This window comes from Streptococcus mitis, from assembly GCF_901542415.1.
Classification (GTDB): domain Bacteria; phylum Bacillota; class Bacilli; order Lactobacillales; family Streptococcaceae; genus Streptococcus; species Streptococcus mitis_BL.
In genome coordinates this window covers 427,620-451,981 of the sequence record NZ_CABEHV010000004.1, presented here as the reverse complement: position 1 = coordinate 451,981, position 24,362 = coordinate 427,620, and the positions used below count along the sequence as shown (strand labels likewise).

Here is a 24,362-nt window from a genome sequence, read left to right as displayed (position 1 = left end):
ATCCTCCATTAATTCTTTGTAATAACCTTAATATATTTCTCAGAAGCCTTCAAAGGTTGAAATGGTTTTCCTCCACCCTCATAAAACTTACCAAAAAATTCAACAAATATCAGACGTGCTCCATGAACATATCCTGATAGTAACGATAGAAAAATATTGATCGCATGTAAAAGAATGAATAATACTAATCCAATTGTCAGTTTAGCCAATGTCCCCGGAAACAAACCAACAATTAAATTGAAAGCTGATGCTATACTTGCTCCAGATAATCCTAATGCCATCAATCGAGTGAAACTAACTAAATCACCTATATAAGATGAAATATTATATAGATTAAACAATCCTGATCCAATACCTGACAAGCTTTTGGCTTGAATAATAGAAACAATCAAAATCCCCACAGCATTAAAAATAGATACCCATTTCCCTAATACAAATAACGGTCTAATATCAGGCATCAACATTCCGACAGCAATAAATAACAAGCCAAGCAGAATGACACACCACGCAAATCCTGAATTATATGCTTCTGCATATTTCTTCATTCTTACTTTTTGTAGTCCTGAAGCTAACAAACCTACAAATACTGTAATAAATCCAAACACAACTGACACTACTAATATAGTCATGACATCCGAGGTTGTAGATATCAGATGAAATGGCAACTCATATCCAAAAAATGAGCCATAGATTCCACCCCAAATTGCAACGGCTACCCCTAATATATTAAAGAATTTTAAAAATCTCTTAGTTACTGAAGGTAGATGAAAAATTTTTAATGCTAACATTGTTCCTAAAAACAATAGTAAACCATAGCCTAAATCAGCAACCATCATTCCAAAAAATGTAAAGTAAAATGGTGCTAATACAGGTGTAGGATCTTTCTCATAATATTTGGGCAGAGCATACATTTCTGTCAATAATTCAAATGGTTCAATTAAAGAGTGATTCGTTAATTTGATAGGTATTTCATCTTGATTATCCGACAATGTTTCCGATTCATAAATATAAATAGAATGTCCAAAACGCTCATCCATAACTTTTATAAAATATAAAATACGAGTTTCTTCTATCCATCCTTCTAATGCAACTAGATGCGGAGTGCTCAAAAGGTTATTCTTAGAGATTTGACGAGCATAGATAGATAAAATATAGTCAATTTGCCATTGTAAATCTATCAAATTTTTCTTTGAATCTTGCAACGATGCGATAATATTCTCTTTTTCAGTTATTAACTGCATGTTTTCTTGATCCAAATCTACTACTCGCTGCTTCGGTAATTCTTTTCTAGAATAATCAAATGGTTCAAATAAGTAGTCATCAAAATCAATAGAGCAACTGGACTGATAGAAAACAACAACACCGTACTCTCTATCATTAGAAAATATTTCTTGAACTTCGATATTGTTTTCTAAAAAATTATTGTATAAGCGATTATCTACAGTCCTTGGAATTGTTCCGACTTTTCCTCTACAGAAAGAAAATTGTTCTAAATGCGCAGGAACAATTTCTAATTTTTCCCACTTTATTAATCTCTCTATTTCCTCATTATTACTTTGAATGTTTCTTTCTAATTCATGAACTCTGTTTATTTGATCATTCACTTTTTTAAGAACACCTTCAGCAACATTAGCTTTACCAAATTTTTCTAATTCTTCATAAGAGGTTGTTATCGGAGGTTGCTGTAATAACTTAAACGTGTTTTCTTTCGGTAGGTATTCTTGTAATTTCTCTACAGTTGCTTCCAAATGTTGTTGTTTATTCAACAAATAAGTCAAGGCATCATTTCCTTCAATAAACCCATGATTGGAATTAGAAGTATGAGAAATTTGAATAGTTGGAAATACAACCTCATCTTTTTCTAGAGCTTCTGACCAGTTATCCTGAACCTTTAAATCACGGAACTGCACTGACTCTAGTTCTTGAATAGTTTTTAAAACATCATCAAGACTACTCTTAGTAAATAGTAGAGAAATTCTTTTCATCTGACTAATAGCCATATTTTTCTACCACCCTACCAATAATTTTTTCTACAAATTCTCCTCTCCTACTTGATGAAATATACTGAATCTTTGCATCATTTTCCTTGATTGTTTTATTAACCTCATCAATGAGGTTCTGTTGTTTCATTTCTAAATTGCTTTCTATTGAAATTAATTCTTCGTGACTTTTTTCATCATAACTTTTTTCTAGTTTTTCCAATTCTTTTTGGGAGACAGCTTTATACGTATAAATCTCATTATCATATGATTTTATAATATCGGTTGCAACATTCTCAATATCTTGCATTGTCGAAAATACAGAGTTAGTCATTGTGACACCTCCTTATCTTTCACACTATTTATTAGAAATTCTATCTAAGAAATTTTTTACAGCACCTATACGACCAGCTTCATTTCCTAATGTAGCTGCTACAACATTTTTAGGCAAAAACCTATTATCCATTACATTTTTAGCTAAAGAACTTTGAATTTCAGGTAACAAAATATCCTTTTTAGCCAGAATCCCACCTCCTAATATGAGAATTTCTGGATTAAGTAGATAAGAAATAGTTAATAAACCTTTTGTTAGATTTTCTACAAAAATTTCAAAAGTTTCTTTAGCGATTTTATCTCCAGAACTTAAATCAGTAAAGAAAGTGCGTCCAGTTTGATTAGTTTTCAAGCTCTTCTTTTGATATAAATGAATCAATGCGGTTGTTGAGGCTTTGCTTTGCCAATCCGAATTACCTACAGGAATATAGCCTACTTCACCAGCAGTATAGTTAAATCCGTTAACAATTTGTCCATTGACAATAATACTGCCTCCTATACCTGTTCCAATAGTAACCATTACTACATTTTTCTTATCTTTGGCTTGTCCCTTCCACAATTCACCTAATGCAGCACAATTAACATCATTTTCAACAAAAGTAGACAACCCAAAACGTTTTTCTATTTCGGAAGTAAAGTTTACTCCGATATAGCCTGGTATTGTATAGCCTGCATAGATGATTTCTCCTGTATTAGCATTAACAACTCCAGCAGTGGAAATCCCAACACCATCAATTGAATAATTTAAAATATACTCACCAATTAAATCACAGACCTGATTTAATATCTGGTTCGTTCCCAAATCATAGTCAATAATTGTTTCTATCTCTTTGAACTGATTTAAACTCGTTCCAAAATCATCGTATAAATCTGCCTTAATTGTTGTTCCGCCAATATCGATCCCTATAATCTTCATTTCATCACTCCCACATTTTTGATCTCATTACTTTTTGATAAAAAATGGGACTGGGCATTATCCCAGTCCCATCTCTATTTCTTTATTCAATGAGTTGTATCACAGAACTTTAGAAATTATATAATGATAAGAATTTACTATTCTGTTTTACAATAGTTAAGCATTTGTGATTTCTGAAAGACTTACTTTTCGATCTTCTTTAACTGATAAAGTACATGCATCAGCGGTAGCGATTGATTCTAAAGCAGCTACACCATTGAGAAGTTTTTCATATTCTTCTGTAATTTCTCCACCTTTAATGATGTCATGTAGATATTCCATTTCTTTATCAATACATGTTTGTAACCATAATGGGCAACGTACTCCTGGTTTACCGTACGCAATTGCTCCATCCATACCACGACCGGTATAGATAGCTGTACGGTCATCATCTTCCTCTTGAGTTTCATGTACCAAGAAGTGTGATTCTCCTTCACCTTTAACACGAAGAGTACCTCCAGTATTGAACAAGTCAAGTTTGATAGCTCCTTCAGTTCCTTGAATCAAGACGTAGTGTTCACCCCAACGGAAAGCATTACCATATTCCAAAACAGCATAACGATCATCAGAGTATTCTAGGTTTACAATGAGCATATCATCTTCATCACCAAAGTTTTCACCTTTATGATATACATTACCTCCTACCATTGTCGCTTTTTCAGGAAGTCCTCCCATGATGAACTGAATGCAATCTAATTCATGAATATGGTGGTACAAATGTCCTCCAGATTGAGAACGAAGTTTCTTCCATGATACAGTTGGTTGTTGTTCTTCCCAACCTGTACGAGCGGCATGGCAATAAAGAACTTTACCGATTTTACCTTGAGTAATCAATTCTTTAGCATGGTGTACACCATTAAAGAAGTTCATGATGTGACCAGCCATAAAGATAACATTATTTTCTTTACATGCGTCAACCATGGCTTTACAATCTTCATAAGACAATGCAATTGGCTTTTCACAAAATACGTGTTTGCCATGTTGAGCAGCTTTCACAACAGGTTCACGGTGAAGGTAGCTAGGTGAAGCTACGATCACACAATCAATATCTTCACGTGCTACAAGTTCATCTAAACTTGCACAAACATCTGATCCCAACTCTTGAGCAACTTCTTCTCCATGATTTGGGTCAAATACCGCAACCACTTTTGCATCTTCAATTTTGTTCATTGAGCGAGCCAAATCAGCTCCAAAATATCCAGCTCCAACAATACCGTAATTTACCATAATTTTTATCCTCTTTCAATATATTTAAATTTCAGCTTTAATTCTTTTTCAAATCTTCAATCTTAAATGTTACATATGGTACAACATTTTTCATATGAAGTTCATTACGAGACCATGAATCAAATTTTTCAAACATCAATCCAATTTCATGATTTGGTAACTCTGTCAATGTTGAATATGAGTATCCATAGTTACTATAATCAACATCGTGATGATAACGCCAATCAATTGTATTATCATCATTAATTAGACCAATCGAAATTTGTCCGTGTTTACGACCATTTGTGGAGTTTGGAGTACTTAAAATGACAGCCTTTTTACCATCAATCAATTGACTATAATTGATGATTGATAATTGTGTTCCATAACTTGGATTTGAAACAAAATTCAAATATTCCGGCGCACTCCAAGTAGTACCTGCGTCTTTACTTGTTAAATATGCAATTTTACCATTATTTGTACGCATGTATGCTTGAATTACTCCTGGACTCAATTCTACAAATTGTGCTTCTGCTGACCAACTAGAAGGAAGTGGCACAACTTTAACTTTCCAAGACGCTCCGTTATCGTCACTATAAATGAATGCAGACTCTTTACCAGTGTAAGACGGAATAAGAATACGTCCAGTTGAGCTTTCAATGATTCCACGTCCAGGACCCAAATAAGGCGCATTCCGATTAAGTCCCATTATAGGAGGTAATAAAGTTGGTGCAGACCAAGATTCGCCATGATCATTGCTAGAAATATATGCAATATAGTTCGTTGGCACTACTTTGAATAATGCATCTTTGTAGAAGATATTCATATGGACTTTAGTCCCATTACGATATTCAGTCTTTTTATTATTTTCAAATGAAACCGAATATTGCTCTACCGTCAAATAATTACCATTTTGTTTAATACCGAAATTTTTATCTACTGAAAATTCAGTTGGTCTGTTGGTACGATCGTCGTATACAGTACCATTCTCACGAATAGTATAATTATAATCAGTATCACCTTGTTTCTTTAATTTAAGGTAATAATTACCATCAATTTGTTTATAACCAGAATCTTTTCTAGTAGCTTCTCTAAAACTTACTCCAGCAGGCATAACATCAGCAAACATGAGTACTTGTTTATTATTTTTTTCAACAATAACAGAGTCAATATAGGTTGCACCACCGCTGATTTGTAAGTCACGTCCACCAACATCACGAGGCCATTCTAATGGTACTGGCGCAAAATCATCGAATGCCAATGTTAATTTTGGTTTAGTCCATGTCTTACCATTATCATCACTATAACTTGTAGCAATATTAATTTTATTCAAGAAATCATGAGTTCCACCGTAACGAGCGTCAATGCTTGAAAAAACCCGACCATTGCTAAAAGTATACAGAACTGGAATACGGAAATAGTTAGAACCTGTTGTATCATTAGCCGTATAAATTAAATGTCCAGTAACAGCGTTTGTTGTCATCTTTTTAACAGTTTCTTCATCCAATGCACTATTAAAGAATTTGATATTTTCTAGTGTTCCGCTAAAACCAAACGCCGTTTTTCCTGCACGTTTCACTCCCCCAAGCATATAGTAATCAATACCTTTAATATCCTTGATGCTTAGGAAGTTATCCACTTTCTTTTCTACTACTTTTGTACCATTAGCATATAAAGAATATGTTTTTTTGACTGAATCTGCTACTACTGCAACAGTGTTAGTCACAGCCTCTTGTTTGTACTTACCCCAAACTGAAGCAGGTCTGGATACTAGGTGATTTTTATTGGAAGAAGTATCACGCGCTTCCATTCCCAATTCACCATTGTCTCTAAGGAACACATCTACATAACTATTTTGTTGACCAGGTTTAGAATTAGATATTCCAAACAAAGCTTGTAAACCTTTCTCACTAGACTGATTGTACTTAATCACTACAGTAAAGTCACCGCTAGTAAGTTTATCCTTTAACTCATTAGTAACATTTTCTCCGCCCCCTGTTAAAGTAACATTATTTTTTTCTAAGACAGGAGTTTCTTCCGCTGTAGAAGATGGATCCTTAACAGTAGTTTCGACTGTTCGAGGTTGTACAGTAACTTCCGAAGAATTATCCGATTTAGGTTGTACTCCCGAAATCGCATCCGCTGTGGAAGATTGATCCTTAACAGTAGTTTCAACTGTTCGAGGTTGTACAGTAACTTCCGAAGAGTTACCCGATTTAGGTTGTACTTCCGAAATCGAAGTCGTTGGTGAAACAGGTTGCACCAACTCTGGTGTTGATACTTCAGAAGTTTCAGTCTCCTGAGCTGCAACTGAGTTAGCAACAAATGCTGATAATACCACTACAGTACCTAAGGTTACATATTGTTTAATATTTTTTTTCATTTTATTTTTCCTCATTTAAAACTTTGATAACAAGTTTTTTAACAGTTTCATCATTGCAATGAATCTTTGGTTGGTGAAGATCTTCTTCAAAAGTCACCAACATATTCCCTGGAAGCAATTCAACAATTTGATAGTCTTTGCTATCGTAAAAAGCAATATCCTTCTCTTCGCTAAAAGGTACACGTGACTGAGCACGAACTGGGGAAGTTACTGCCATTTTTTCTGTATTTTCAACAACAATATGAATATCTAAATATTTCTTATGAGTTTCAAAAATATCTCCTGGAACTCCATCAGCTAGATAAGTCATACAATTTGCAAAAACATTTTCCCCGTCAATATCAATTTTTCCATCAACTAAATCTGTCAAATTTGTATTTTCTAAAAAATCACAGACTTTTGAAAAATGTTTATTGACAGAAGCATATCGTCTAAAATCAGATTGTTCAGAAATAATCATATTATTTTCTCTTTTCTATTAGTGACTAGTGACGAACTTCCCAACTTGAATCCGCTTTAATTTCTGAAATATCATGAATCGTTGTATATTTAGGTGCAGATACTTTATTTTCAGTAAGAACAGATACAATATAACCTGACACTACTGATACAGAAATTGAAATCAATGAATATGCCCAGTAGCTAACAGCTGTTGGAGGAAGGAAGTATTTAATAAATACCATAACGATGGTTGATACAATCAGCGCTGCATAAGCACCTTGTTTATTTGCTTTTTTAGAAACAAAACCAAGAATGAATACACCACCAAGTAGACCAAGTACAAGTCCCATGAAACTATTGAACCATTCGTATGCAGATTTAATATCTGAATGAGCCATGATAATGGAAACAACAATTGAGAATAAACCTACTGCTAGAGATACGAATTGTGCAATTTTCGTACGACGATCGTCTGACATATTTTTAGAAATGACATCTTGAATATCCAATGTCCATGAAGTTGCAACAGAGTTCAAACCTGTTGAAATAGTTGATTGAGCTGCTGCATAAATCGCTGCCAAGATCAAACCTGTGACACCTACTGGTAACTGGTATGCAATAAAGTACATAAAGATTTGGTCTTGAGGGATATTGCTAGCTGCACTACCTGCATTTTGTACTTGATAGAATACGTACAAGCCTGTACCGATCAAGTAAAAGACTGTTGCAGTTGCAAGTGACAAGACTCCATTTGTGAACAACATTTTATTAAGTTTCTTAATATTTTGTGTTGTAGTAAAACGTTGAACCAAATCTTGAGATGAAGCATAGGAAGACAAGATTGTAAAGCCTGAACCCATCACAATTAAGAAGATGGAGTTTGAAAGCAAGTTAGGATCGAAAAGTTTTTCATTTGCAGCAAGGAATTTCCCGTTTGCTAATGTTTCTGCTACTGCACCAAAGCCACCTTTAATATTAGCCATCAGTACAAATAAAGCTACAACGACACCACTAATCAGAACCACACCTTGAATAAAGTCTGTCCATAATACGGATTTTAGACCACCAGTATAAGAATAAACAATTGCAATTGCACCCATCAAAATAATCAAAATATTGATGTCAATTCCTGTCAATACTGATAAACCAGCTGATGGGAGGTACATAATGATAGACATACGTCCCAATTGATAAATAATAAACAAGAGTGCTGAAATAATACGAAGTGCTTTAGAATTAAAACGTTTATCCAAGTAATCATATGCCGTATCGATGTCTATCCGTGCAAAGATAGGTAAGATAAAACGAATTGTCAGTGGAATAGCTACAACCATCCCTAATTGAGCAAACCATAAAATCCAGCTACCTGCATAAGAGTTACCAGCGAGTCCCAAGAAGGAAATCGGACTGAGCATTGTGGCAAAAATGGATACCGAAGTAACATACCAAGGAACAGAACCATCTCCTTTAAAGAACTCTTTTCCTTTCATTTCTTTTTTAGAGAAATAGATACCTGCAACCAACACCGCAAGTAAATAAACAATCAAGATAATTAAGTCAATTATTGTAAATCCTGTTGTGCCCATAACATATCTCCATATTGATTTTATTTATTATAAAAATTCTTTTCGTGCTTGTTGAATAAGTTCTGCTGCTTGTTTTGCAACTTCCAAGTCACCTTCTGCCAATGCTTCTAAGGGTTGACGAACAGAACCTAAATCAAGTTTTTCATTTAGACGCAAAACCTCTTTTGCTACAGCATACATATTTGCCTTACCTGATACCATCTTATAGATAACTTCATTGATAGCATATTGAAGTTTTTTAGCAGTATCTAAATCTCGTTCTTGAATCAAACTTTCCAATTTCAAGAACAAATCTGGCATAACGCCATAAGTACCACCAATACCAGCTTCTGCTCCCATCAAGCGACCACCAAGATATTGTTCATCTGGACCATTGAATACAATGTAATCTTCTCCACCTGCAGCTACAAACATTTGAATATCTTGTACAGGCATAGAAGAATTTTTAACTCCAATCACACGAGGATTTTGACGCATTGTTGCATACAAACTACCAGTCAACGCAACCCCTGCCAATTGTGGAATATTATAAATGATAAAATCTGTATTTGGCGCAGCTTCACTCATTGCATTCCAATATGCTGCGATTGAATATTCTGGCAATTTGAAGTAAATTGGTGGGATAGCAGCAATAGCATCGACTCCAACGCTTTCTGAATGTTTTGCCAATTCAATACTATCTTTCGTGTTATTACATGCAACATGGTTGATAACTGTTAATTTACCTTTAGCAACTTCCATAACAGCTTCAATAATTTGTTTACGATCTTCTACACTTTGGTAAATACATTCGCCTGAAGAACCATTTACATAGATACCTTTTACACCTTTGTCAATGAAATATTGCACCAGAGATTTTACACGTTCTTGGCTAATTTCACCATTTTCATCATAGCAAGCATAAAATGCAGGAATAACGCCTTTGTATTTAGTTAAATCTTTCATCAGATTTCTCCTTTATATTGTTTTTTATTTGATGACATTAATAAATCGCTGAGCAATTTCTTTTGGACGTGTAATCGCTCCACCAATGACAACACTGGTAACACCTAAACTATAAACTTTTTTTAATTGTTCTGGATAATGAATTTTTCCTTCGGCAATTACCGGAATATTAAAATCAGCCAATTTTTTCATTAGCTCAAAATCAGGCTCATCTGATTGTACACTTGTACTTGTGTACCCTGATAATGTTGTACCAACAAAATCAACGCCTGATTTAAATGCATAGAGACCTTCATCAAAATTACTTACATCCGCCATCAACAATTGATTAGGATATTTTTCTTTTATTTTTTTGATAAATTCACTGACAACTAAGCCATCATATCTTGGTCTTAAAGTTGCATCAAATGCAATGACTGTTGTTCCGCATTCTACAAGTTCATCTACTTCTTTCATCGTAGCAGTAATATATGGTTCTTGAGGTGGATAATCTTTTTTGATAATTCCAATTATTGGTAAATCTACTACTTTCTGAATTGCTTTAATATCACGCACAGAATTTGCGCGAATACCCACTGCTCCTGCCTCTAAAGCTGCTTTAGCCATAAAAGGCATCAAGCTAAATTCTTCATTATAAAGGGGTTCACCGGGTAAAGCTTGACAAGAAACAATGACTCCACCATGGACTTGACTTATAAATTTTTCTTTAGTCCAAATTTGGCTCATTTTATTATTCCTCCTTATGGATAATAGATTGATTGTAATAATATTGTCTCTCTGGACTTTCCAGATAATGAGAGAATAAGCAGTCTGTAATTAAAAGTATTGGAAACTGAGGTGATATGCGATTGCCATACGAGAGATGATTGATCGAAGCTAATAACAATAATTCATCAAAGAAACAAACTTCTTCGTCAAAATTTCTTGTAGTCATTAAAACTGTTTTAGCGCCTTTATCCGCAGCTTTTTGAAGACCTTCTAGTACAATATCAGTTTGACCTGAAACGGATGCTCCAATGACGAGGCAATTTTCATTAAGTAATAAGCTATTCCACAAAATCATATCCGCGTCTGATAATACTTCACCAATGACTCCGAGACGCATAAACCTCATCTTCATTTCTTGTAAAGCAAGAAATGAACTTCCTTCACCATAAAGATATACACGCTCAGCAGTTTCTATCATCTCAGCAATACGCTCAAGTTGAACTTCATCAAGAACCGAGTAAGTTTTCCTCAACATTTCTTCATAGTCGGATAAAACTTTTTCTGTAGCCTCTGTATACAATGCTAACTTTTCTTTCTCACGAATCATCTCTTGGTATTTGAAAATGAATTGTCTAAAACCTTTAAAACCACATTTTTTCGCAAATCGAGTCAATGTTGCTTTGGATACATTAAGGCATTCGCACAACGCCTCACATGAATAATTATTCAGCGGTTGCTGTTTTAAGAAGAATATAGCAATGTCTTTTTCAGAATATGCCATATTTGGTAAGTTAGCTTCTATCATTGGAATTAGTTCTTTTTGTAGTAACATATGAGCTCTCCTTTGTTAAAGTAAACGTTTACATTATTTATTTTAACACTTATTTTTTTTTTTTTCAATATTTTTCATGATTTAGAAACTAGTTTCCAATTTCTTTCATTTTATAACAGAACAACAAATATAAAAATATAGAATTTATTTATTCTTTTTATTTGTATTTTATGTCTTGCAAGAACATTTGTCGCTGATAATATGTTCATATATACCTATTTTATTAATTTTTATTTTGATTTTATTATTTCTTTCGGAATTTCAATACAACATTTTATTTCTAAAAAAATAGAAAAAATGTTCCTAGTTTCTTTATTTTATGCTGTTAATAAATTTTTGTTTCCGAATTAAAAATAATCCTATAAAAACTACTGATTTATGAGATAAATCAGATCACCTATTTTAAAAAAGCAGCAAACTATAAACTAGTAGGTTCCACACCAAATGTAGACCCATGCTGCCCCATAAGTCCGATTTATAGCGTACCATCCCTAAAAACATCCCAAGTGAAACATATAAACACCAAGCTAGAATGGTTCCTGGATGATGTACTAAGGCAAATAAAACACTTGTCAACGCAACTCGAATATCTAATTTTCTCACCAAATTCCATATAATTTCTCGATACAGAAATTCTTCAACCATACTCGCATTGATTAAGAACAATAAAAATGAAAACCAAGGAACTCGATGTTGAAGTCCAATTAAGTTTGCTTGATTCGTGGTTCCTTGAGCATGGATTAGGCTAAAACATAGACTTATAATCAGTAGGCTAATGAATCCAATACCAAGCCATTTCATCCTAGATTTCATATTGACCTTATGAGCTTGTTTGCGTTGGCCATACATCCATAAAAAAGAAATGAGTGACGCACCATAGAGAATCTCTAGTATAATTAACTCACCGGTACAAAGAAATTTCAGTAAGTATAGAGATACCAATAGGACATTTACTTGTTGGAATATATAAACTGGAATTATTCTTTTCATAGTTACCTCCGAAATAAATCTTCATAATCTAAATCTAATACCTGCACAATCCTTTCTACCCATGGACTTTGAGGCATTCGTTGTTCCATCTTGTAGTGGCGTATCTTTTGATACAAACGGTTCAATTCACTTGGATAGTGAAACTCTCCCGCAAACATTTTTCTGGTTAACTCAATCCAGCTAATATTTCTATCAGCCAAAATAATGGACAAGTTCTCCCAAAATCGTTCATCCATATTGCTTCTCCTTTAGTTAGATAAATAATGTGTTTGTGCCATGTAAATCAATTGTTTCGTATCTCTTGGCAATAAAGCTCTAGCCTCCTCCAGATTCAGATTTGGATAAACTCGCTTATTTGAAACCGCAAGAGGAAGTCTGATGGTTAGTTCAGGATTTTTTAATATCATTTCGATAAAATCTGTTAATTTTAGGTTATCTCGATTCTTAAAACGTAATAAATTTGGAGATAAAAACTCGAAACAATCTGAAGAATAGCTCATCATCTCAATTAATTTATCCTTTGTCATTTCAGAAATAGAATGAGGAGTGACCTCTATGCCATACTTTTGAAAGAAATCCAAAAGAAGTTGATTTCTTTGGCTATTTTTACTTAGATATAGATCAATCATGAGAGACCTCCCAAAGATTCGGTTCCATTTGATATTCTGAGACGATTAAGGAATCTAATAAATTTGCGAAGTTAATCGGTTTCTTGTCTTCATCATAAGCTTTTACAGTTACTTGGGTTGTAAGTATTCCCTCTTTTCCCTCGGCTCGATAGCCTTGTCCATATAAAACAAAAACAAGATTCTGATGATCATCTACAAAGGCATCAGCTCCGTTCTTTATATCCTGACTTTCAAGGAATTCCATAATGTTTTGAAGATAGGATTCGTAAAATAGGGGGTAGTTGTGTTTTTTATGGTAATCATCTAAAAATGTCACCTCAAACTCACATGGATAATTGGGCATCAAAAATATTTGTTCATCCAGCTGTCTGATTTCTGCATCATGTAATTCTGTTTCTAATTCATCACAATCTAGTATTGATTCTTTATTTAATGCTTTCATCTTTTTCCTCTATTTCTTTTAATTTCTTTGCGATTGCGGCAATCACAGGAACGGTTACACTATTACCAGCTTGTTTATAGAGCTGACTATTACTAGAGACTTTTCTAGCAGCTTCAAAAGCCCAATCAGGAAAGCCCTGCAGTCTAAAACACTCTTTAGGAGTGATTCGTCGTATCCTCAAACGGTAAAATTGCCCATCAATTAAGACACCGGCTACATGATAAACTTGTTTATCTTCTCCTTCATAGCTAGCCACTACTACTCCCATTTGCCCACTGGTTGTTAACGTATTCGCTATACCTTTTCCAACTCTACCACGACGATACTGAGAACTTGGTCTCTCCAAATTGATTGAATCTCCTATTTCTGCTTGAGCATATCCTTTTTTCGTTGCCTCTCGGACTTTTAGAAATTGGATTGGTTCTGGAATCAGTATTTTGGGGATTTTATCTCCACCTTGCATCGTAGTCAGTGTTGGAGATAAGCCCTCACTTCCATAGACGCGACCAGTTTCCTTAAAGCTAGTTGGTAAATCTCCAACAACGACAATACCATGGCGATCCTGAGTATTTAAAGTAAACATTGGCTCTTGATTATCCTTGAAACGTCTACCATTTTGTCTTTTTTCTAATCTGTCTGGTGTCATACAAGGAATCGCAACTTTAAATCCTTCTCCTTTTACACGAACTAAGGTTGGCGCAAGACCTTCTGAATAATAGACTTTACCACTCATTCCACTTTTTGATGGATTCAAATTCCCTAATATTTTTAAAGTCTCAGAGTTAGTTGCTTGACCTTCTCGTCTGAAAGGAAATAAGAGTCTGGTACCTCTCTTTCTAGAATGTCCGATAATAAACACCCTCTCTCTGTTTTGGGGAACGCCAAAATCCTTACTGTTAAGCACCTGCCACTCAACATCAAACCCCAATTCATCAAGCGTGGTAAGGATTGTGGTGAACGTCCGTCCCTTATCGTGATTGAGTAGGCCTTTAACATTTTCAAGAAAAAGAAAACGTGGTTGGATTTGTTTGGCCGCCCTAGCAATTTCAAAGAACAAAGTTCCTCTAGTATCTTCAAATCCCAATCGTCTTCCTGCGATTGAAAATGCTTGACAAGGGAATCCCCCACAGATGACATCGACTTTCCCTCTAAGTTTTTTAAATTCGTCATCTGAAACATCTCGTATATCATGAAATTCTATTTCTCCTTCCGTTTGAAAAATGGACTTATAAGATTCTCTAGCAAATTTATCAATCTCACAAAATCCAATACATTCGTGTCCGACACTTTCCATTCCAAGTCGAAAGCCACCGATACCTGAAAATAAATCAATAAATCTCATTTCTTGATCACCCCTTTCTTATCGACTATCATTGTCAGAACTGTCACTCCACTTGAAATGACAATGAGCATAACTAATATCCACTCGATTGGCGACATTTAACCACCTCCTTTTCTAACACGGTTATTCCAAACGGAATACAAGCCATTAAACACAAATTCAGCCAAAACTTCCGCTCGTCTAACAAAGCGAACATTGTCAAGAGCATACTGATAGATTCTCTCAAAATCAGTCATAGCAATTTCACTGGCTGTTTCAGAAAAACCTTCTCGTCTAAATTGATCTTGTACCAATCCCCAAATATAATCTCGATCATATTTTGTGACCTTTTCTACTTTTCTTTTCAAGATAGGTTGAGTATTCCTATCCTCCTCATCCTCAATAAATAAAGAATCAGTCTCACTATATTTAGTCTCACTAACTTCAGTCTCACTAGGGGCTGAATGTAAGACGGGGGCTGTTTCATTTTCAACCTGCCCTAGTCTTTTTTTAACACTAGGCCTGTTTGAATTACCTACTGGGGTAGTAGACAACTCCCCTAAATAAATCTTATTAGCTAGTCTCCCTTTCTCACTTGAAGACTGTTGGACTTCATCAATTAGGTCATATTCTTTTAGAATTTTTTTGATTGATAGTAATTTTGACTTCGAACAACCTAACAGCCTCATCAGTTTAGAATTAGAAAATACTAAATAAACCGCTCCTTCTTCATCTATCCAACCACGACTAAGAGATAATTCTAAACGATCTTTTAAAATAGAATAAGCCACCTTTACTTCTAGTTTCATATCCATATATTTCTCATCCTCAAAAAGAATTTTAGGTAATTTGTAATACCGTTCTGAAGTTTGGTATTGATTTGCGGTAATTCGTTTCATAGCGCACCTCCAAGTTCTTTGAGTGTTAAATCTCCGCTTGATTCCAATTGAACCAAGCCACTTTTTTCCAATTCAGCCATAAGAGAGATGGCTTCAACAATGTCAATTCCCATTTCACGTACTAAAAATGAAATGACAATATAGCGTGATGATTGTAATTCTTTTGTCATTTTCCCTCCTGAAAATAAAAAAAGGAGAACAATATACAATTGTTCTCTCTTTAGATAAATATTTATTGTTGTATTCATTTTTCCGATGCGCAAACGACATCTACAAATACATATACATCTATGTGCCTTTTTAGGACTTTTTTGACGTCAAAATTGCCTTTATCTACAAATACAAAATGCTTGTAAAATAGCTTAAAATCAAGGATTTTTACCCTTTTTTTCGTTGTAGCAACACTACACACTCCACGTGATGCGTTTGAGGAAACAGATCAACTGGCTGTACTTTCTTCAACTCATATCCCAATTCTTGGTAGAGTTTAATATCACGCGCCATGGTTGCGACATTACATGAGATATAGGCGATGCGTTCAGCTCCTGTTTGAGCGCTTGCTTTGATAAAGCTTTCTGTGAGTCCTTTTCTTGGTGGGTCTACTAGGATAAGGCTTGGTTGAATTCCATCTTTAAGCCAATTTCTCATAGCATTTTCAGCCGTATCACAGACATAGTGGGCGTTTGAAATATTGTTCAGTTGAGCATTCTTTTTGCTATTCTCAACCGCTTCTGGAATGACTTCAACACCATAAACTTCCTTGACGTGTTTCGCAACAGAGAGGCCAATCGTCCCGATACCAGAATAGGCATCAATGACCACGTCATCTTCTTTTAATTCAGCAAAGTCAATTGCTGTTTTATAGAGTTTTTCAGCCATTTCAGTATTAACTTGGTAAAAAGCTGGACCAGCGATTTGGTAGTCATTGCCAAGCATTTTGTCAGTAATAAAATCTTGTCCATAAAGCGTACGCCACTCCTTACCAAAAATCGCATTGGTATTTTGGTCGTTGATATTTTGCATAACAGACACAATCTCTGGGAACTGCTTGATTAGTTGTTCAATCAATTGCTCCACTCGGAAAATTTTAGGACGAGTTGTAACCAAGATAACCATGATTTGGCCTGAATAGTGCCCACGACGCACCACGAGGTTCCGAATCAAGCCAGATTGTTCCTTTTCATCATAAGGTTTCAAATCATAACGACGGAGCAAATCACGTAGGGCAACTACTAGCTCATCAATCACAGGATATTGGATAAAGAAATCTTCCAGTGGCATGAGGTCGTGGGAATTCTTACGGAAAAATCCAGTTTCCAAAACACCATTAACACGACGAACAGGCACCTGTGCCTTGTTGCGGTATTTGACTGGATTTTCCATACCAAGCGTTTCAGCAACCTCTATATCAGCAATTCCTGCAATCTTGTAAAGACTGTCCTTGACCTGCTTGGTTTTAAACTTGAGCTGTTCTGGATAGGCAAGATGACCCAAATCCGCGATTCCTGAACGCAGGTAATCCAAATCTAGATCTTGATTACGGTGTGGTGATTGGACAAGGTATTCTTCAACCTTCCCAAAACCAATCTTTTTATTGACCTTGAGGATACGCATGAGAATTTTTTCACTCGGTAAAGCATTTTCGACAAAAAATACCAAACCATCTACCTTGGCCACTCCTGCTCCTTCATGGGTCAAATCAACAATTTCAACTTCTACAATATCATTTTTCTTTAACATTCTCTTCTCTTTCTATTGGCCGACAAAAAAGACGGCAACGTTACGGTTACCATCTATTATACCATGAAATTTCTTAAGAACCAAAACTCTTGAAGAAGTTGGCAATGGCTTGCCAGAGGGAACTTAAGAAGTTACCCCCGTCCTCTAGTGCCTTATCCGCATCAAAGTTAAGGTTGATATTTTTAAAACTGTCTCCAGCTTGTGATACGATACTTTGTTTAAGGTCATTTAGGGTTTTAGTGAAGTCTGCATTGCTGAGGATATCACTCTTTGAGAGATTCAAAGCAAAATTGATGATGATATTGATCTGGTTTCCTGTTATGACCTGATCGAGTTTGTAATTTTTCAAGGTATCTTCAACAATTTTACGGACATCTTCTTCTGTCAGATTTCCCTTGCTTTCTTTAGCTTTGGCTAGTCCTGACTTGATATCTGCTAGGGCAACGTTTAATTTATTAGCGTCATAGCCTGACTTGTCTTTGTTTTCAGCATTGATATCGGACAAAGCCTTCAACTCTTCTTGAGCCAAGTCTTTGTTGGCCTGTGGCACCTTGGCTCCATTAGCTTCAAGTGAATAGTAAATCCCGGCTAAGGCACTCTCACCTGTAACTGGAATAGGTGCTGCTACAGTGATTTTAGCGTGTTCCACACCCAAAGTTACGGCCGCATTGCGGTACATATCCTGAGTCACCTTAGTGATGTTTTCTGGTGTTTCAATCTTGACCTCAAGTGGCGACTTGTCACCTAGTTTTTGAATCTTGGCTGATGAATACAACTGTAAACTTGAGTCATTGGCAACATTCATAATCTTAGAATAGACATCAGGTGTCATGGTCTTGAGTTCTTTGGTGTCTGTTGAGGCATTGTAGCCTAGTTTTTTTAGGGTTTGATTTTTTTGATCTTCAGACAATGATGAACCTAGGACATATTCAGGTTGGACATAGGTTTCATCGATGACTTTTTGAACATCTGTTGCTGCTTGGACACTATTCATAGCTGTTACTGCCCACAAGACCGCAGCACTGGTCAGAAAGAGTTTCTTTCTCATAGGGAATTTCCTCCTTTACCTTTCTAGAGTAATATATCTATCTTAAAAAAAACTTATAACAAAAACACCTGGTCTAACCAGATGTTGAAAAGAGAGTGAAACATTTGATGATATAAAGGTTGAGTTGCACCTGTCTAGAATAGTAATAGTTTCCTCCATTTACATAGAGTTCGGCTCCATGAAAAATGGAAATGGGGTGAATATAACTATAAGTCTTTCCAGTGGTATTACCCAGCAGGGGAGCTACAGTATCACGAGAGTACTGTTTGGCCAGAGCCAAGGTGTTTTCCTTGCCATTTTGGGCGATAAAATCGATATAGGCAGGTCCAAAATTGTAGGCTTGAACAGCCGTCCAGACATCCACCCCCTTCTTCTGGGCCAGATAGAGATTGTCTGTCAGAGTTTGAACGCCTTGCCGAATGCTAGAAGCATTATCATTGATGGTGTTGGTGGAACCACTTGCAGACTCACTAGACTGCATAACATCGCCTTCTTTTCCTTTTGTTTCAGTATAAATCATAGCGAGCACAAGCTCTTCGTTTGCTGGGGTGTCTTTTTCACTCAAGATTTCTCGCACCATGGGTTGATAGGTCATGACTTGCTTGACATCCTGGTGAACGCGGTAAGCTTTATAGCCAGCAAAAAGGAAGACTGCTAGTACAAGCACTCTTCGAATTCGTTTAAACATTATTTACTTTGGATATCCTCGATATTTTTGATTAAGATAGAGTAGGTTCCGTTGTCGTTTTGGATAAACTCAACAGACTCGGCGTCTTGATAGACGTTATTAGGAACAATGAGCTCAATTCCATTTGACAAGGAGAGTTTTTGGTTTTCAAATTTTTTAAGCTGACGACTGGCATCAATTTCATCAAACTGAACAGGCTCTGGTACGGCTTCCTTGACTTGGTCAATAAAGCTCAAACGAGCCGTCAGATTGTTGTCAAAAAGGTCGTTGGCCAATTTTTCTGGCGATAATTCATTGCTTTCTTCCAGATTGTTAAAAATAGCTGATTTGACCTTGGATTGAAATTGAAAGTCATCTGTGTTAAAAGATTCAGCAATTCTCTGGGCCGTTTTTTCCAGTTCTTTGATAGATTTCTTGGGTGAAATCTTAGGAGCAACAGCAAGAAGATTTTCTGAAAAATAGTTCAAGAAAGCCCCGTTGTACTTGATTCGTTTTTCAATCAGATGATACTTGCGACTCTGAAGATTAACCACCAAGGCCTCATCAGCCCCTGTTCCAAATCCCGGCAGGTTATTCTGAGTCAACTTGATTGGATTATCAACCTCTCCTCCGAGGTGGGTCAAAGTCTCCCTCAGGGAAATTCGTAAGAAAGCAAAATGTTCTACACCTTCTTTAGAAAATTGCACAAAAATCAAGTCATTGGTCTTGAGATTTTCGGAAATGCTGAACTCCTCTTTCCAGAGATTAGCCAGTGTTACTGATGTCTCCAACAAATCGTCTGTGATGTGATTGAAGAAGGGATTTTCTTCCTCGAAAATCCCAGTCTTGGCTTCATCTGAATACACACGTTCAATTTTTTTCCGCAGGTATTCTTCGATTTTTGGAGTGATATTGAGAAACTTATCCGCTAGAAACAGCTCGGTATCATCCGGGCTAAACTGATGGATAATGGCTTTCTTAATATAAATGTCCATAAAAGTTTTAGTCCTCGTATAATGGGAAGGCATCTGTTAATTCTTTGACTGCACTTCTCACTTCTTCTAATACAGCCTCATTTTCTGCATTCTTAAGGGTTTTAATGATGAGTTCAGCCACTTTGCGACTTTCTGCTTCACCAAATCCACGTGCAGTAATGGCTGCTGCTCCGATACGAATCCCACTTGTCTTGAATGGTGACAAGCTTTCGTAAGGGATTGAGTTTTTATTTAGGGTAATATTGACTTCATCCAGCAAGTTTTGAGCAACTTTTCCGTTTTCTACAACCTTAGTCACATCCACTAGGAAGAGATGGTTTTCAGTCCCGCCAGAAATAATACGGAAATTAGGGTCTTGCAAGAAGACATCCGCCATAGTCTTGCTGTTCTTGATAACATTAGCAGCATATTCCTTGAAGGCTGGATCCAAAACTTCTTTGAAAGAAACAGCTTTAGCTGCCACAACATGCTCCAAAGGACCACCCTGAATACCAGGGAAAATAGCTGAATTGATTTTCTTAGCAAGTTCTTCGTCATTAGTCAAAATCAAACCACCACGAGGTCCACGAAGTGATTTGTGAGTCGTTGTTGTAGTGATATGAGCGTATGGTACTGGACTTGGGTGAAGACCAGCAGCAACCAAACCAGCGATATGAGCCATATCTACCATAAGTTTAGCCCCAACAGCATCCGCAATTTCACGGAATTTTGAAAAATCGATAATTTGAGAATAGGCTGAAGCACCTGCTACAATCAATTTTGGTTTTACTTCTTGGGCTTGTTTCAAGATAGCATCAAAGTCCAAGAGTTCTGTTTCAGGATCCACACTGTAAGAAACAAAGTTGTAGGTTTGACCAGAGAAGCTAACAGGAGCCCCATGAGTCAAGTGACCACCTGCAGCCAAATCCATTCCCATAACCGTATCGCCAGGCTCAATCAAGGCCATGTAAGCTGCGCAGTTGGCTTGGCTTCCTGAGTGTGGTTGGACATTGGCAAATTTTGCACCGAAAATTTCTTTTGCACGTTCAATAGCTAGACTTTCTACCACGTCTACCACATCAGTTCCACCATAATAACGGCGGCCTGGGTAGCCTTCGGCGTATTTATTCGTCAAGATAGACCCTTGAGCTGCCATAACAGCCTTGGAAACTACGTTTTCCGAAGCAATCAACTCAATGTTGTTTTGTTGTCGTTCTTCTTCTTTGGCAATAGAATTCCAGAGATCAGCATCATATGCTTTAAAATCGTCTTTGTCAAAAATCATAGGTCTTCTCCTTTATAGTGTGACTGGTCCTTTAGTTTGTTTTACAATAAGAAAATAAACTAAAAGATGCGAATAAATCGTTTCTGCACTTTATCACAAGTATAACCGACTTTTTCATAAAATGCATGAGCACCCAGACGATGATCGGCAGAGTTTAAGCGGATAAACCCATAACCACGGCTTTTTGCTTCTTCTTCCAACCCTTGTAATAAGCTTTTACCAATACCTTGCCCTTGTGCTTGAGGTGAAACTGCTAAAGCTAAAATATTAAATCCTGCTTTAGAATAAAGTGATTCATAGACCTCAGCGTGGACATATCCAAGTAAGACATGACTAGCTGCATCCTCATAGCCAAGAAGGAAATGATGGGAATCCTGAGATAGTCTAGCTAATTGACTAGCCGTTTCCTCTGGACTAAAAGAATAACCCAAAGCTTCTTGGTTAATGTCACATATAGCTTTCACATCAGTTTCTCTTAAGTCTCTTAACATCTCATTCCTCCTCAAAAGAAATCTCTGGCAACCGAGCAAGAATATCTTCTCGCTTAATCGCCCCTTGGCGTAAGATTTTCACCTTGTCTCCAGACAAATCCAAAATAGTCGAATCCTGTCCAGTTAGAAAAGCATCGTCTTCCAGACCCAGAACCTCTTGGTCAAAATCCTCTAGAATTTGGTTAAAGGTCACTCCACTTGCCTGACCTGAAATATTGGCAGATGGCCCAATCAAGGGACCTATCTCTCGAATCAAATCAAGGGTAATGGGATGACTCGGCATCCGAAATCCAACAGTTGCAAGACCAGAATTGACCCAATAGGGAACGCGGTCATTGGCTTCAAGGATAATGGTCAAGGGACCTGGTAAAAAGGTCTCTACAAGTTTTTGAAGATAAGTTGGCTGATTCTTAGAAAAGTGCAAGATATCCTCTAAAGAAGCGATATTGAGATTAAGCGCCTTGTCTCTTGGACGACGTTTGAGTTGGTAAACATGGTCAACTGCTTTTTCATCTAAGGCCTTAGCAAAAAGACCGTAAACTGTCTCTGTAGGCAGAACGACAGCTCCACCATTTTCCAACTCTTGTCTAATCCTGTCCATCATCAACCACAACCATCCTATCTTGACCAAATTGGTCCTTAAGTGTTCGTACTCGTTTTTCAGGAAGATGCTTTCTAAAAAGTTCAGGAACACTTTGACCTTGCTTGTATCCAATTTCAAGGTAAATCTTACCACCATCTTTGAGATAGTCTTTTGCATCTTCCGCAATTCTACGGTAAATAGCTAGGCCATCCTCGGCTGCAAAGAGAGCTAGATGAGGCTCCGAATGCAAAACATTCAAGCCGACCTCTGACGCATCTTCACGAGAGATATAGGGTGGATTGGAAACAATTATATCATATTTTTCAGAAATTTCTGCAAAACAATCAGATTTTTTAAAAAATATATTAAGTTTTTGATTTTTAGCATTCTCGGAAGCAAGGTTAAGAGCCTCTTGGGAAATATCTGCTGCCGTCACCGACCAAGCTGGTCTGTTTTTTGCTAGAGCGAGAGCAATAGCTCCACTACCTGTTCCAATATCCAGAACTGACAGATTCGTCTCAGGATTTTCAGCCAGAATAAGCTCCACTAACTCCTCTGTCTCTGGACGAGGGATCAATACTCGCTCATCAACTGTTAACTGCATTCCATAAAAATCTGCCTGTCCAATGATGTACTGTGGCGGTTTATGAGCTGCTAACTGTTGGAAAATTCCTTTAACAAAAACTTCTTCCTCTTTCGTCACTTCCTGCTGGAGGGCAAAGACAAAGTCAGTAAAAGAGAGATTTTTCAGGCTACGATAGACAAAAGAGAGGCTTTCAGCTTCCTCTCCTTGTCTAACCAACTCTTCTTCAAAATCTGAAAATAATTGAGCTAATTTCATTATTTGTTTAATTCTTCTAATTTTTGTGTTTGGTCATAAAGAACCAAGGCATCCACAACTTCATCCAATTTTCCAGATAAGATAGTATCTAGTTTTTGGAGGGTCAAGCCGATACGGTGGTCTGTAACACGGTTTTGTGGGAAATTATAAGTACGAATTCGTTCTGAACGGTCACCAGTACCGATTGTTGACTTACGCTCGGCATCTTGTTCATCTTGTGCAATTTGTGCAAAGTGGTCAGCAACACGCGCACGAATGATTTTCATGGCTTTTTCACGGTTTTTCTGCTGAGTACGTTCTTCCTGCATCTCAACCTTGATATTGGTTGGCAAGTGAACGATACGAACGGCAGTAGCAACCTTATTGACATTCTGTCCACCAGCACCAGAGGCGTGATAGATGTCAACACGAAGGTCTTTTGGATCAATATCGTATTCTACTTCTTCGACTTCAGGCATGACAAGAACTGTTGCTGTCGAAGTATGAACACGACCTTGGCTTTCTGTCACAGGGACACGTTGCACACGGTGAGCACCTGATTCGTACTTAAGCTTAGAATATACAGATTGACCCGAAACCATGGCAACCACTTCTTTAAAACCACCGACACCATTCATAGAGGCTTCCATGACTTCAAAGCGCCATCCTTGGGCTTCCGCATATTTTTGGTACATGGTTAGCAAATCACCAGCGAAAAGTGCTGCTTCATCTCCACCAGCTGCTCCACGGATTTCAAGGATGATATTCTTGTCATCGTTTGGATCCTTTGGAAGGAGCAAGATTTTCAGTTTTTCTTCGTATTCTTCTTTTTCAGCCTTGGCATCTTTGAGTTCTTGCTTAGCCATTTCTTCCAAATCCGCATCTCCGCCCGATTCCTTAATCATCTCTTCGGCATCAACGATGTTTTGAAGGACTTGTTTGTACTCACGGTAGGCTGTTACTGTGTCACGAGTTGAAGCCTCTTCTTTTGAAAGTTCCATGAAACGCTTGGTGTCAGAAACGACATCAGGGTCACTCAGTAATTCTCCTAATTCTTCATAACGGTCTTCTACAGCTTGTAGTTGATCATAAATGTTCATTTTTT

At 36.7% G+C, this 24,362-nt stretch carries 26 protein-coding genes; all 26 read right to left on the bottom strand.

From position 1 onward, the window contains the following. Positions 1-8: 8 nt before the first annotated feature. Entirely contained in the window at positions 9-2,000 is a 1,992-nt protein-coding gene (locus tag FQT24_RS02510; protein ID WP_143952085.1) for a V-type ATP synthase subunit I, read from the bottom strand. Next, positions 1,990-2,313 carry a hypothetical protein gene (locus FQT24_RS02505; protein ID WP_000185368.1) on the bottom strand — a complete coding sequence of 108 codons (324 nt, stop codon included), beginning with the start codon at positions 2,311-2,313 and terminating at the stop codon, positions 1,990-1,992. Before FQT24_RS02505 ends, FQT24_RS02510 begins: the two co-directional genes overlap by 11 nt. A 24-nt stretch (positions 2,314-2,337) precedes the next feature. Further along, positions 2,338-3,228 (bottom strand): ROK family protein, encoded by an 891-nt coding sequence (locus FQT24_RS02500; protein WP_045611605.1) that lies wholly within the window; start codon positions 3,226-3,228, stop codon positions 2,338-2,340. 156 nt (positions 3,229-3,384) lie between these two features. Continuing rightward, complete coding sequence (locus FQT24_RS02495) at positions 3,385-4,494, bottom strand: Gfo/Idh/MocA family protein (protein WP_000248712.1); 1,110 nt, start codon at positions 4,492-4,494, stop codon at positions 3,385-3,387. A gap of 37 nt (positions 4,495-4,531) precedes the next feature. Then, positions 4,532-6,856, bottom strand: coding sequence for a sialidase family protein (locus tag FQT24_RS02490; RefSeq protein ID WP_045611606.1), 2,325 nt, complete (start codon positions 6,854-6,856; stop codon positions 4,532-4,534). Between the two features lies 1 nt (position 6,857). Beyond that, positions 6,858-7,316 (bottom strand): NanQ anomerase/TabA/YiaL family protein, encoded by a 459-nt coding sequence (locus FQT24_RS02485; RefSeq protein ID WP_000587140.1) that lies wholly within the window; start codon positions 7,314-7,316, stop codon positions 6,858-6,860. A gap of 25 nt (positions 7,317-7,341) precedes the next feature. Continuing rightward, positions 7,342-8,883 (bottom strand): sodium:solute symporter family protein, encoded by a 1,542-nt coding sequence (locus FQT24_RS02480; RefSeq protein ID WP_045611610.1) that lies wholly within the window; start codon positions 8,881-8,883, stop codon positions 7,342-7,344. A gap of 27 nt (positions 8,884-8,910) precedes the next feature. Next, positions 8,911-9,828 (bottom strand): N-acetylneuraminate lyase, encoded by a 918-nt coding sequence (locus tag FQT24_RS02475; protein ID WP_045611612.1) that lies wholly within the window; start codon positions 9,826-9,828, stop codon positions 8,911-8,913. Positions 9,829-9,852: 24 nt separating this feature from the next. Then, on the bottom strand, positions 9,853-10,554 hold the full coding sequence (locus FQT24_RS02470; RefSeq protein ID WP_143952084.1) for an N-acetylmannosamine-6-phosphate 2-epimerase: 702 nt from the start codon (positions 10,552-10,554) through the stop codon (positions 9,853-9,855). A gap of 4 nt (positions 10,555-10,558) precedes the next feature. Next, positions 10,559-11,368: a MurR/RpiR family transcriptional regulator gene (locus tag FQT24_RS02465; RefSeq protein ID WP_045611615.1), complete on the bottom strand. Its 810-nt coding sequence runs from the start codon at positions 11,366-11,368 to the stop codon at positions 10,559-10,561. Between the two features lie 402 nt (positions 11,369-11,770). Then, positions 11,771-12,358 (bottom strand): CPBP family intramembrane glutamic endopeptidase, encoded by a 588-nt coding sequence (locus tag FQT24_RS02460; protein WP_143952083.1) that lies wholly within the window; start codon positions 12,356-12,358, stop codon positions 11,771-11,773. A 2-nt stretch (positions 12,359-12,360) separates the two neighbouring features. Further along, the gene (locus FQT24_RS02455; RefSeq protein ID WP_143952082.1) at positions 12,361-12,594 is read right to left on the bottom strand and encodes a transcriptional regulator; all 234 of its coding nucleotides are present in this window, start codon (positions 12,592-12,594) and stop codon (positions 12,361-12,363) included. A 12-nt stretch (positions 12,595-12,606) separates the two neighbouring features. After that, complete coding sequence (locus FQT24_RS02450; RefSeq protein ID WP_033680335.1) at positions 12,607-12,987, bottom strand: thioredoxin domain-containing protein; 381 nt, start codon at positions 12,985-12,987, stop codon at positions 12,607-12,609. Continuing rightward, entirely contained in the window at positions 12,980-13,429 is a 450-nt protein-coding gene (locus FQT24_RS02445; RefSeq protein ID WP_000645896.1) for a hypothetical protein, read from the bottom strand. Before FQT24_RS02445 ends, FQT24_RS02450 begins: the two co-directional genes overlap by 8 nt. Further along, positions 13,413-14,771 (bottom strand): DNA (cytosine-5-)-methyltransferase, encoded by a 1,359-nt coding sequence (gene dcm / locus FQT24_RS02440; RefSeq protein ID WP_143952081.1) that lies wholly within the window; start codon positions 14,769-14,771, stop codon positions 13,413-13,415. The genes FQT24_RS02445 and dcm overlap by 17 nt, the downstream gene beginning before the upstream one ends. Positions 14,772-14,869: 98 nt before the next feature. Further along, entirely contained in the window at positions 14,870-15,649 is a 780-nt protein-coding gene (locus FQT24_RS02435) for a replication initiator protein A (RefSeq protein WP_033680337.1), read from the bottom strand. Next, complete coding sequence (locus tag FQT24_RS02430) at positions 15,646-15,819, bottom strand: hypothetical protein (protein ID WP_000159602.1); 174 nt, start codon at positions 15,817-15,819, stop codon at positions 15,646-15,648. Before FQT24_RS02430 ends, FQT24_RS02435 begins: the two co-directional genes overlap by 4 nt. Positions 15,820-16,027: 208 nt before the next feature. After that, complete coding sequence (gene rlmD / locus FQT24_RS02425; RefSeq protein ID WP_143952080.1) at positions 16,028-17,389, bottom strand: 23S rRNA (uracil(1939)-C(5))-methyltransferase RlmD; 1,362 nt, start codon at positions 17,387-17,389, stop codon at positions 16,028-16,030. 73 nt (positions 17,390-17,462) lie between these two features. Beyond that, the gene (locus tag FQT24_RS02420; RefSeq protein ID WP_143952079.1) at positions 17,463-18,437 is read right to left on the bottom strand and encodes a DUF1002 domain-containing protein; all 975 of its coding nucleotides are present in this window, start codon (positions 18,435-18,437) and stop codon (positions 17,463-17,465) included. Between the two features lie 73 nt (positions 18,438-18,510). Then, entirely contained in the window at positions 18,511-19,125 is a 615-nt protein-coding gene (pmp23, locus tag FQT24_RS02415; protein WP_023940692.1) for a cell wall hydrolase Pmp23, read from the bottom strand. Continuing rightward, complete coding sequence (locus FQT24_RS02410; RefSeq protein ID WP_185952532.1) at positions 19,125-20,099, bottom strand: nucleoid-associated protein; 975 nt, start codon at positions 20,097-20,099, stop codon at positions 19,125-19,127. Before FQT24_RS02410 ends, pmp23 begins: the two co-directional genes overlap by 1 nt. A gap of 7 nt (positions 20,100-20,106) precedes the next feature. After that, positions 20,107-21,363 (bottom strand): serine hydroxymethyltransferase, encoded by a 1,257-nt coding sequence (gene glyA / locus FQT24_RS02405; protein ID WP_143952077.1) that lies wholly within the window; start codon positions 21,361-21,363, stop codon positions 20,107-20,109. A gap of 59 nt (positions 21,364-21,422) precedes the next feature. Next, positions 21,423-21,854 carry a GNAT family N-acetyltransferase gene (locus FQT24_RS02400; protein WP_143952076.1) on the bottom strand — a complete coding sequence of 144 codons (432 nt, stop codon included), beginning with the start codon at positions 21,852-21,854 and terminating at the stop codon, positions 21,423-21,425. A gap of 1 nt (position 21,855) precedes the next feature. Continuing rightward, positions 21,856-22,458, bottom strand: a complete 603-nt coding sequence (locus tag FQT24_RS02395) for an L-threonylcarbamoyladenylate synthase (RefSeq protein ID WP_049515276.1) — start codon at positions 22,456-22,458, stop codon at positions 21,856-21,858. Next, positions 22,442-23,278: a peptide chain release factor N(5)-glutamine methyltransferase gene (gene prmC / locus FQT24_RS02390; protein ID WP_143952074.1), complete on the bottom strand. Its 837-nt coding sequence runs from the start codon at positions 23,276-23,278 to the stop codon at positions 22,442-22,444. Before prmC ends, FQT24_RS02395 begins: the two co-directional genes overlap by 17 nt. Next, positions 23,278-24,357 carry a peptide chain release factor 1 gene (gene prfA, locus FQT24_RS02385; RefSeq protein WP_001028815.1) on the bottom strand — a complete coding sequence of 360 codons (1,080 nt, stop codon included), beginning with the start codon at positions 24,355-24,357 and terminating at the stop codon, positions 23,278-23,280. The genes prmC and prfA overlap by 1 nt, the downstream gene beginning before the upstream one ends. Between the last annotated feature and the right edge of the window lie 5 nt (positions 24,358-24,362).

What these genes read in the sequence shown, in the direction of transcription:
- FQT24_RS02510 (WP_143952085.1), bottom strand. Translation starts at nt 2,000, where the DNA reads ATGGCTATTAGTCAGATGAAAAGAATTTCTCTACTATTTACTAAGAGT.
- FQT24_RS02505 (WP_000185368.1), bottom strand. Translation starts at nt 2,313, where the DNA reads ATGACTAACTCTGTATTTTCGACAATGCAAGATATTGAGAATGTTGCA.
- FQT24_RS02500 (WP_045611605.1), bottom strand. Translation starts at nt 3,228, where the DNA reads ATGAAGATTATAGGGATCGATATTGGCGGAACAACAATTAAGGCAGAT.
- FQT24_RS02495 (WP_000248712.1), bottom strand. Translation starts at nt 4,494, where the DNA reads ATGGTAAATTACGGTATTGTTGGAGCTGGATATTTTGGAGCTGATTTG.
- FQT24_RS02490 (WP_045611606.1), bottom strand. Translation starts at nt 6,856, where the DNA reads ATGAAAAAAAATATTAAACAATATGTAACCTTAGGTACTGTAGTGGTA.
- FQT24_RS02485 (WP_000587140.1), bottom strand. Translation starts at nt 7,316, where the DNA reads ATGATTATTTCTGAACAATCTGATTTTAGACGATATGCTTCTGTCAAT.
- FQT24_RS02480 (WP_045611610.1), bottom strand. Translation starts at nt 8,883, where the DNA reads ATGGGCACAACAGGATTTACAATAATTGACTTAATTATCTTGATTGTT.
- FQT24_RS02475 (WP_045611612.1), bottom strand. Translation starts at nt 9,828, where the DNA reads ATGAAAGATTTAACTAAATACAAAGGCGTTATTCCTGCATTTTATGCT.
- FQT24_RS02470 (WP_143952084.1), bottom strand. Translation starts at nt 10,554, where the DNA reads ATGAGCCAAATTTGGACTAAAGAAAAATTTATAAGTCAAGTCCATGGT.
- FQT24_RS02465 (WP_045611615.1), bottom strand. Translation starts at nt 11,368, where the DNA reads ATGTTACTACAAAAAGAACTAATTCCAATGATAGAAGCTAACTTACCA.
- FQT24_RS02460 (WP_143952083.1), bottom strand. Translation starts at nt 12,358, where the DNA reads ATGAAAAGAATAATTCCAGTTTATATATTCCAACAAGTAAATGTCCTA.
- FQT24_RS02455 (WP_143952082.1), bottom strand. Translation starts at nt 12,594, where the DNA reads ATGGATGAACGATTTTGGGAGAACTTGTCCATTATTTTGGCTGATAGA.
- FQT24_RS02450 (WP_033680335.1), bottom strand. Translation starts at nt 12,987, where the DNA reads ATGATTGATCTATATCTAAGTAAAAATAGCCAAAGAAATCAACTTCTT.
- FQT24_RS02445 (WP_000645896.1), bottom strand. Translation starts at nt 13,429, where the DNA reads ATGAAAGCATTAAATAAAGAATCAATACTAGATTGTGATGAATTAGAA.
- dcm (WP_143952081.1), bottom strand. Translation starts at nt 14,771, where the DNA reads ATGAGATTTATTGATTTATTTTCAGGTATCGGTGGCTTTCGACTTGGA.
- FQT24_RS02435 (WP_033680337.1), bottom strand. Translation starts at nt 15,649, where the DNA reads ATGAAACGAATTACCGCAAATCAATACCAAACTTCAGAACGGTATTAC.
- FQT24_RS02430 (WP_000159602.1), bottom strand. Translation starts at nt 15,819, where the DNA reads ATGACAAAAGAATTACAATCATCACGCTATATTGTCATTTCATTTTTA.
- rlmD (WP_143952080.1), bottom strand. Translation starts at nt 17,389, where the DNA reads ATGTTAAAGAAAAATGATATTGTAGAAGTTGAAATTGTTGATTTGACC.
- FQT24_RS02420 (WP_143952079.1), bottom strand. Translation starts at nt 18,437, where the DNA reads ATGAGAAAGAAACTCTTTCTGACCAGTGCTGCGGTCTTGTGGGCAGTA.
- pmp23 (WP_023940692.1), bottom strand. Translation starts at nt 19,125, where the DNA reads ATGTTTAAACGAATTCGAAGAGTGCTTGTACTAGCAGTCTTCCTTTTT.
- FQT24_RS02410 (WP_185952532.1), bottom strand. Translation starts at nt 20,099, where the DNA reads ATGGACATTTATATTAAGAAAGCCATTATCCATCAGTTTAGCCCGGAT.
- glyA (WP_143952077.1), bottom strand. Translation starts at nt 21,363, where the DNA reads ATGATTTTTGACAAAGACGATTTTAAAGCATATGATGCTGATCTCTGG.
- FQT24_RS02400 (WP_143952076.1), bottom strand. Translation starts at nt 21,854, where the DNA reads ATGTTAAGAGACTTAAGAGAAACTGATGTGAAAGCTATATGTGACATT.
- FQT24_RS02395 (WP_049515276.1), bottom strand. Translation starts at nt 22,458, where the DNA reads ATGATGGACAGGATTAGACAAGAGTTGGAAAATGGTGGAGCTGTCGTT.
- prmC (WP_143952074.1), bottom strand. Translation starts at nt 23,278, where the DNA reads ATGAAATTAGCTCAATTATTTTCAGATTTTGAAGAAGAGTTGGTTAGA.
- prfA (WP_001028815.1), bottom strand. Translation starts at nt 24,357, where the DNA reads ATGAACATTTATGATCAACTACAAGCTGTAGAAGACCGTTATGAAGAA.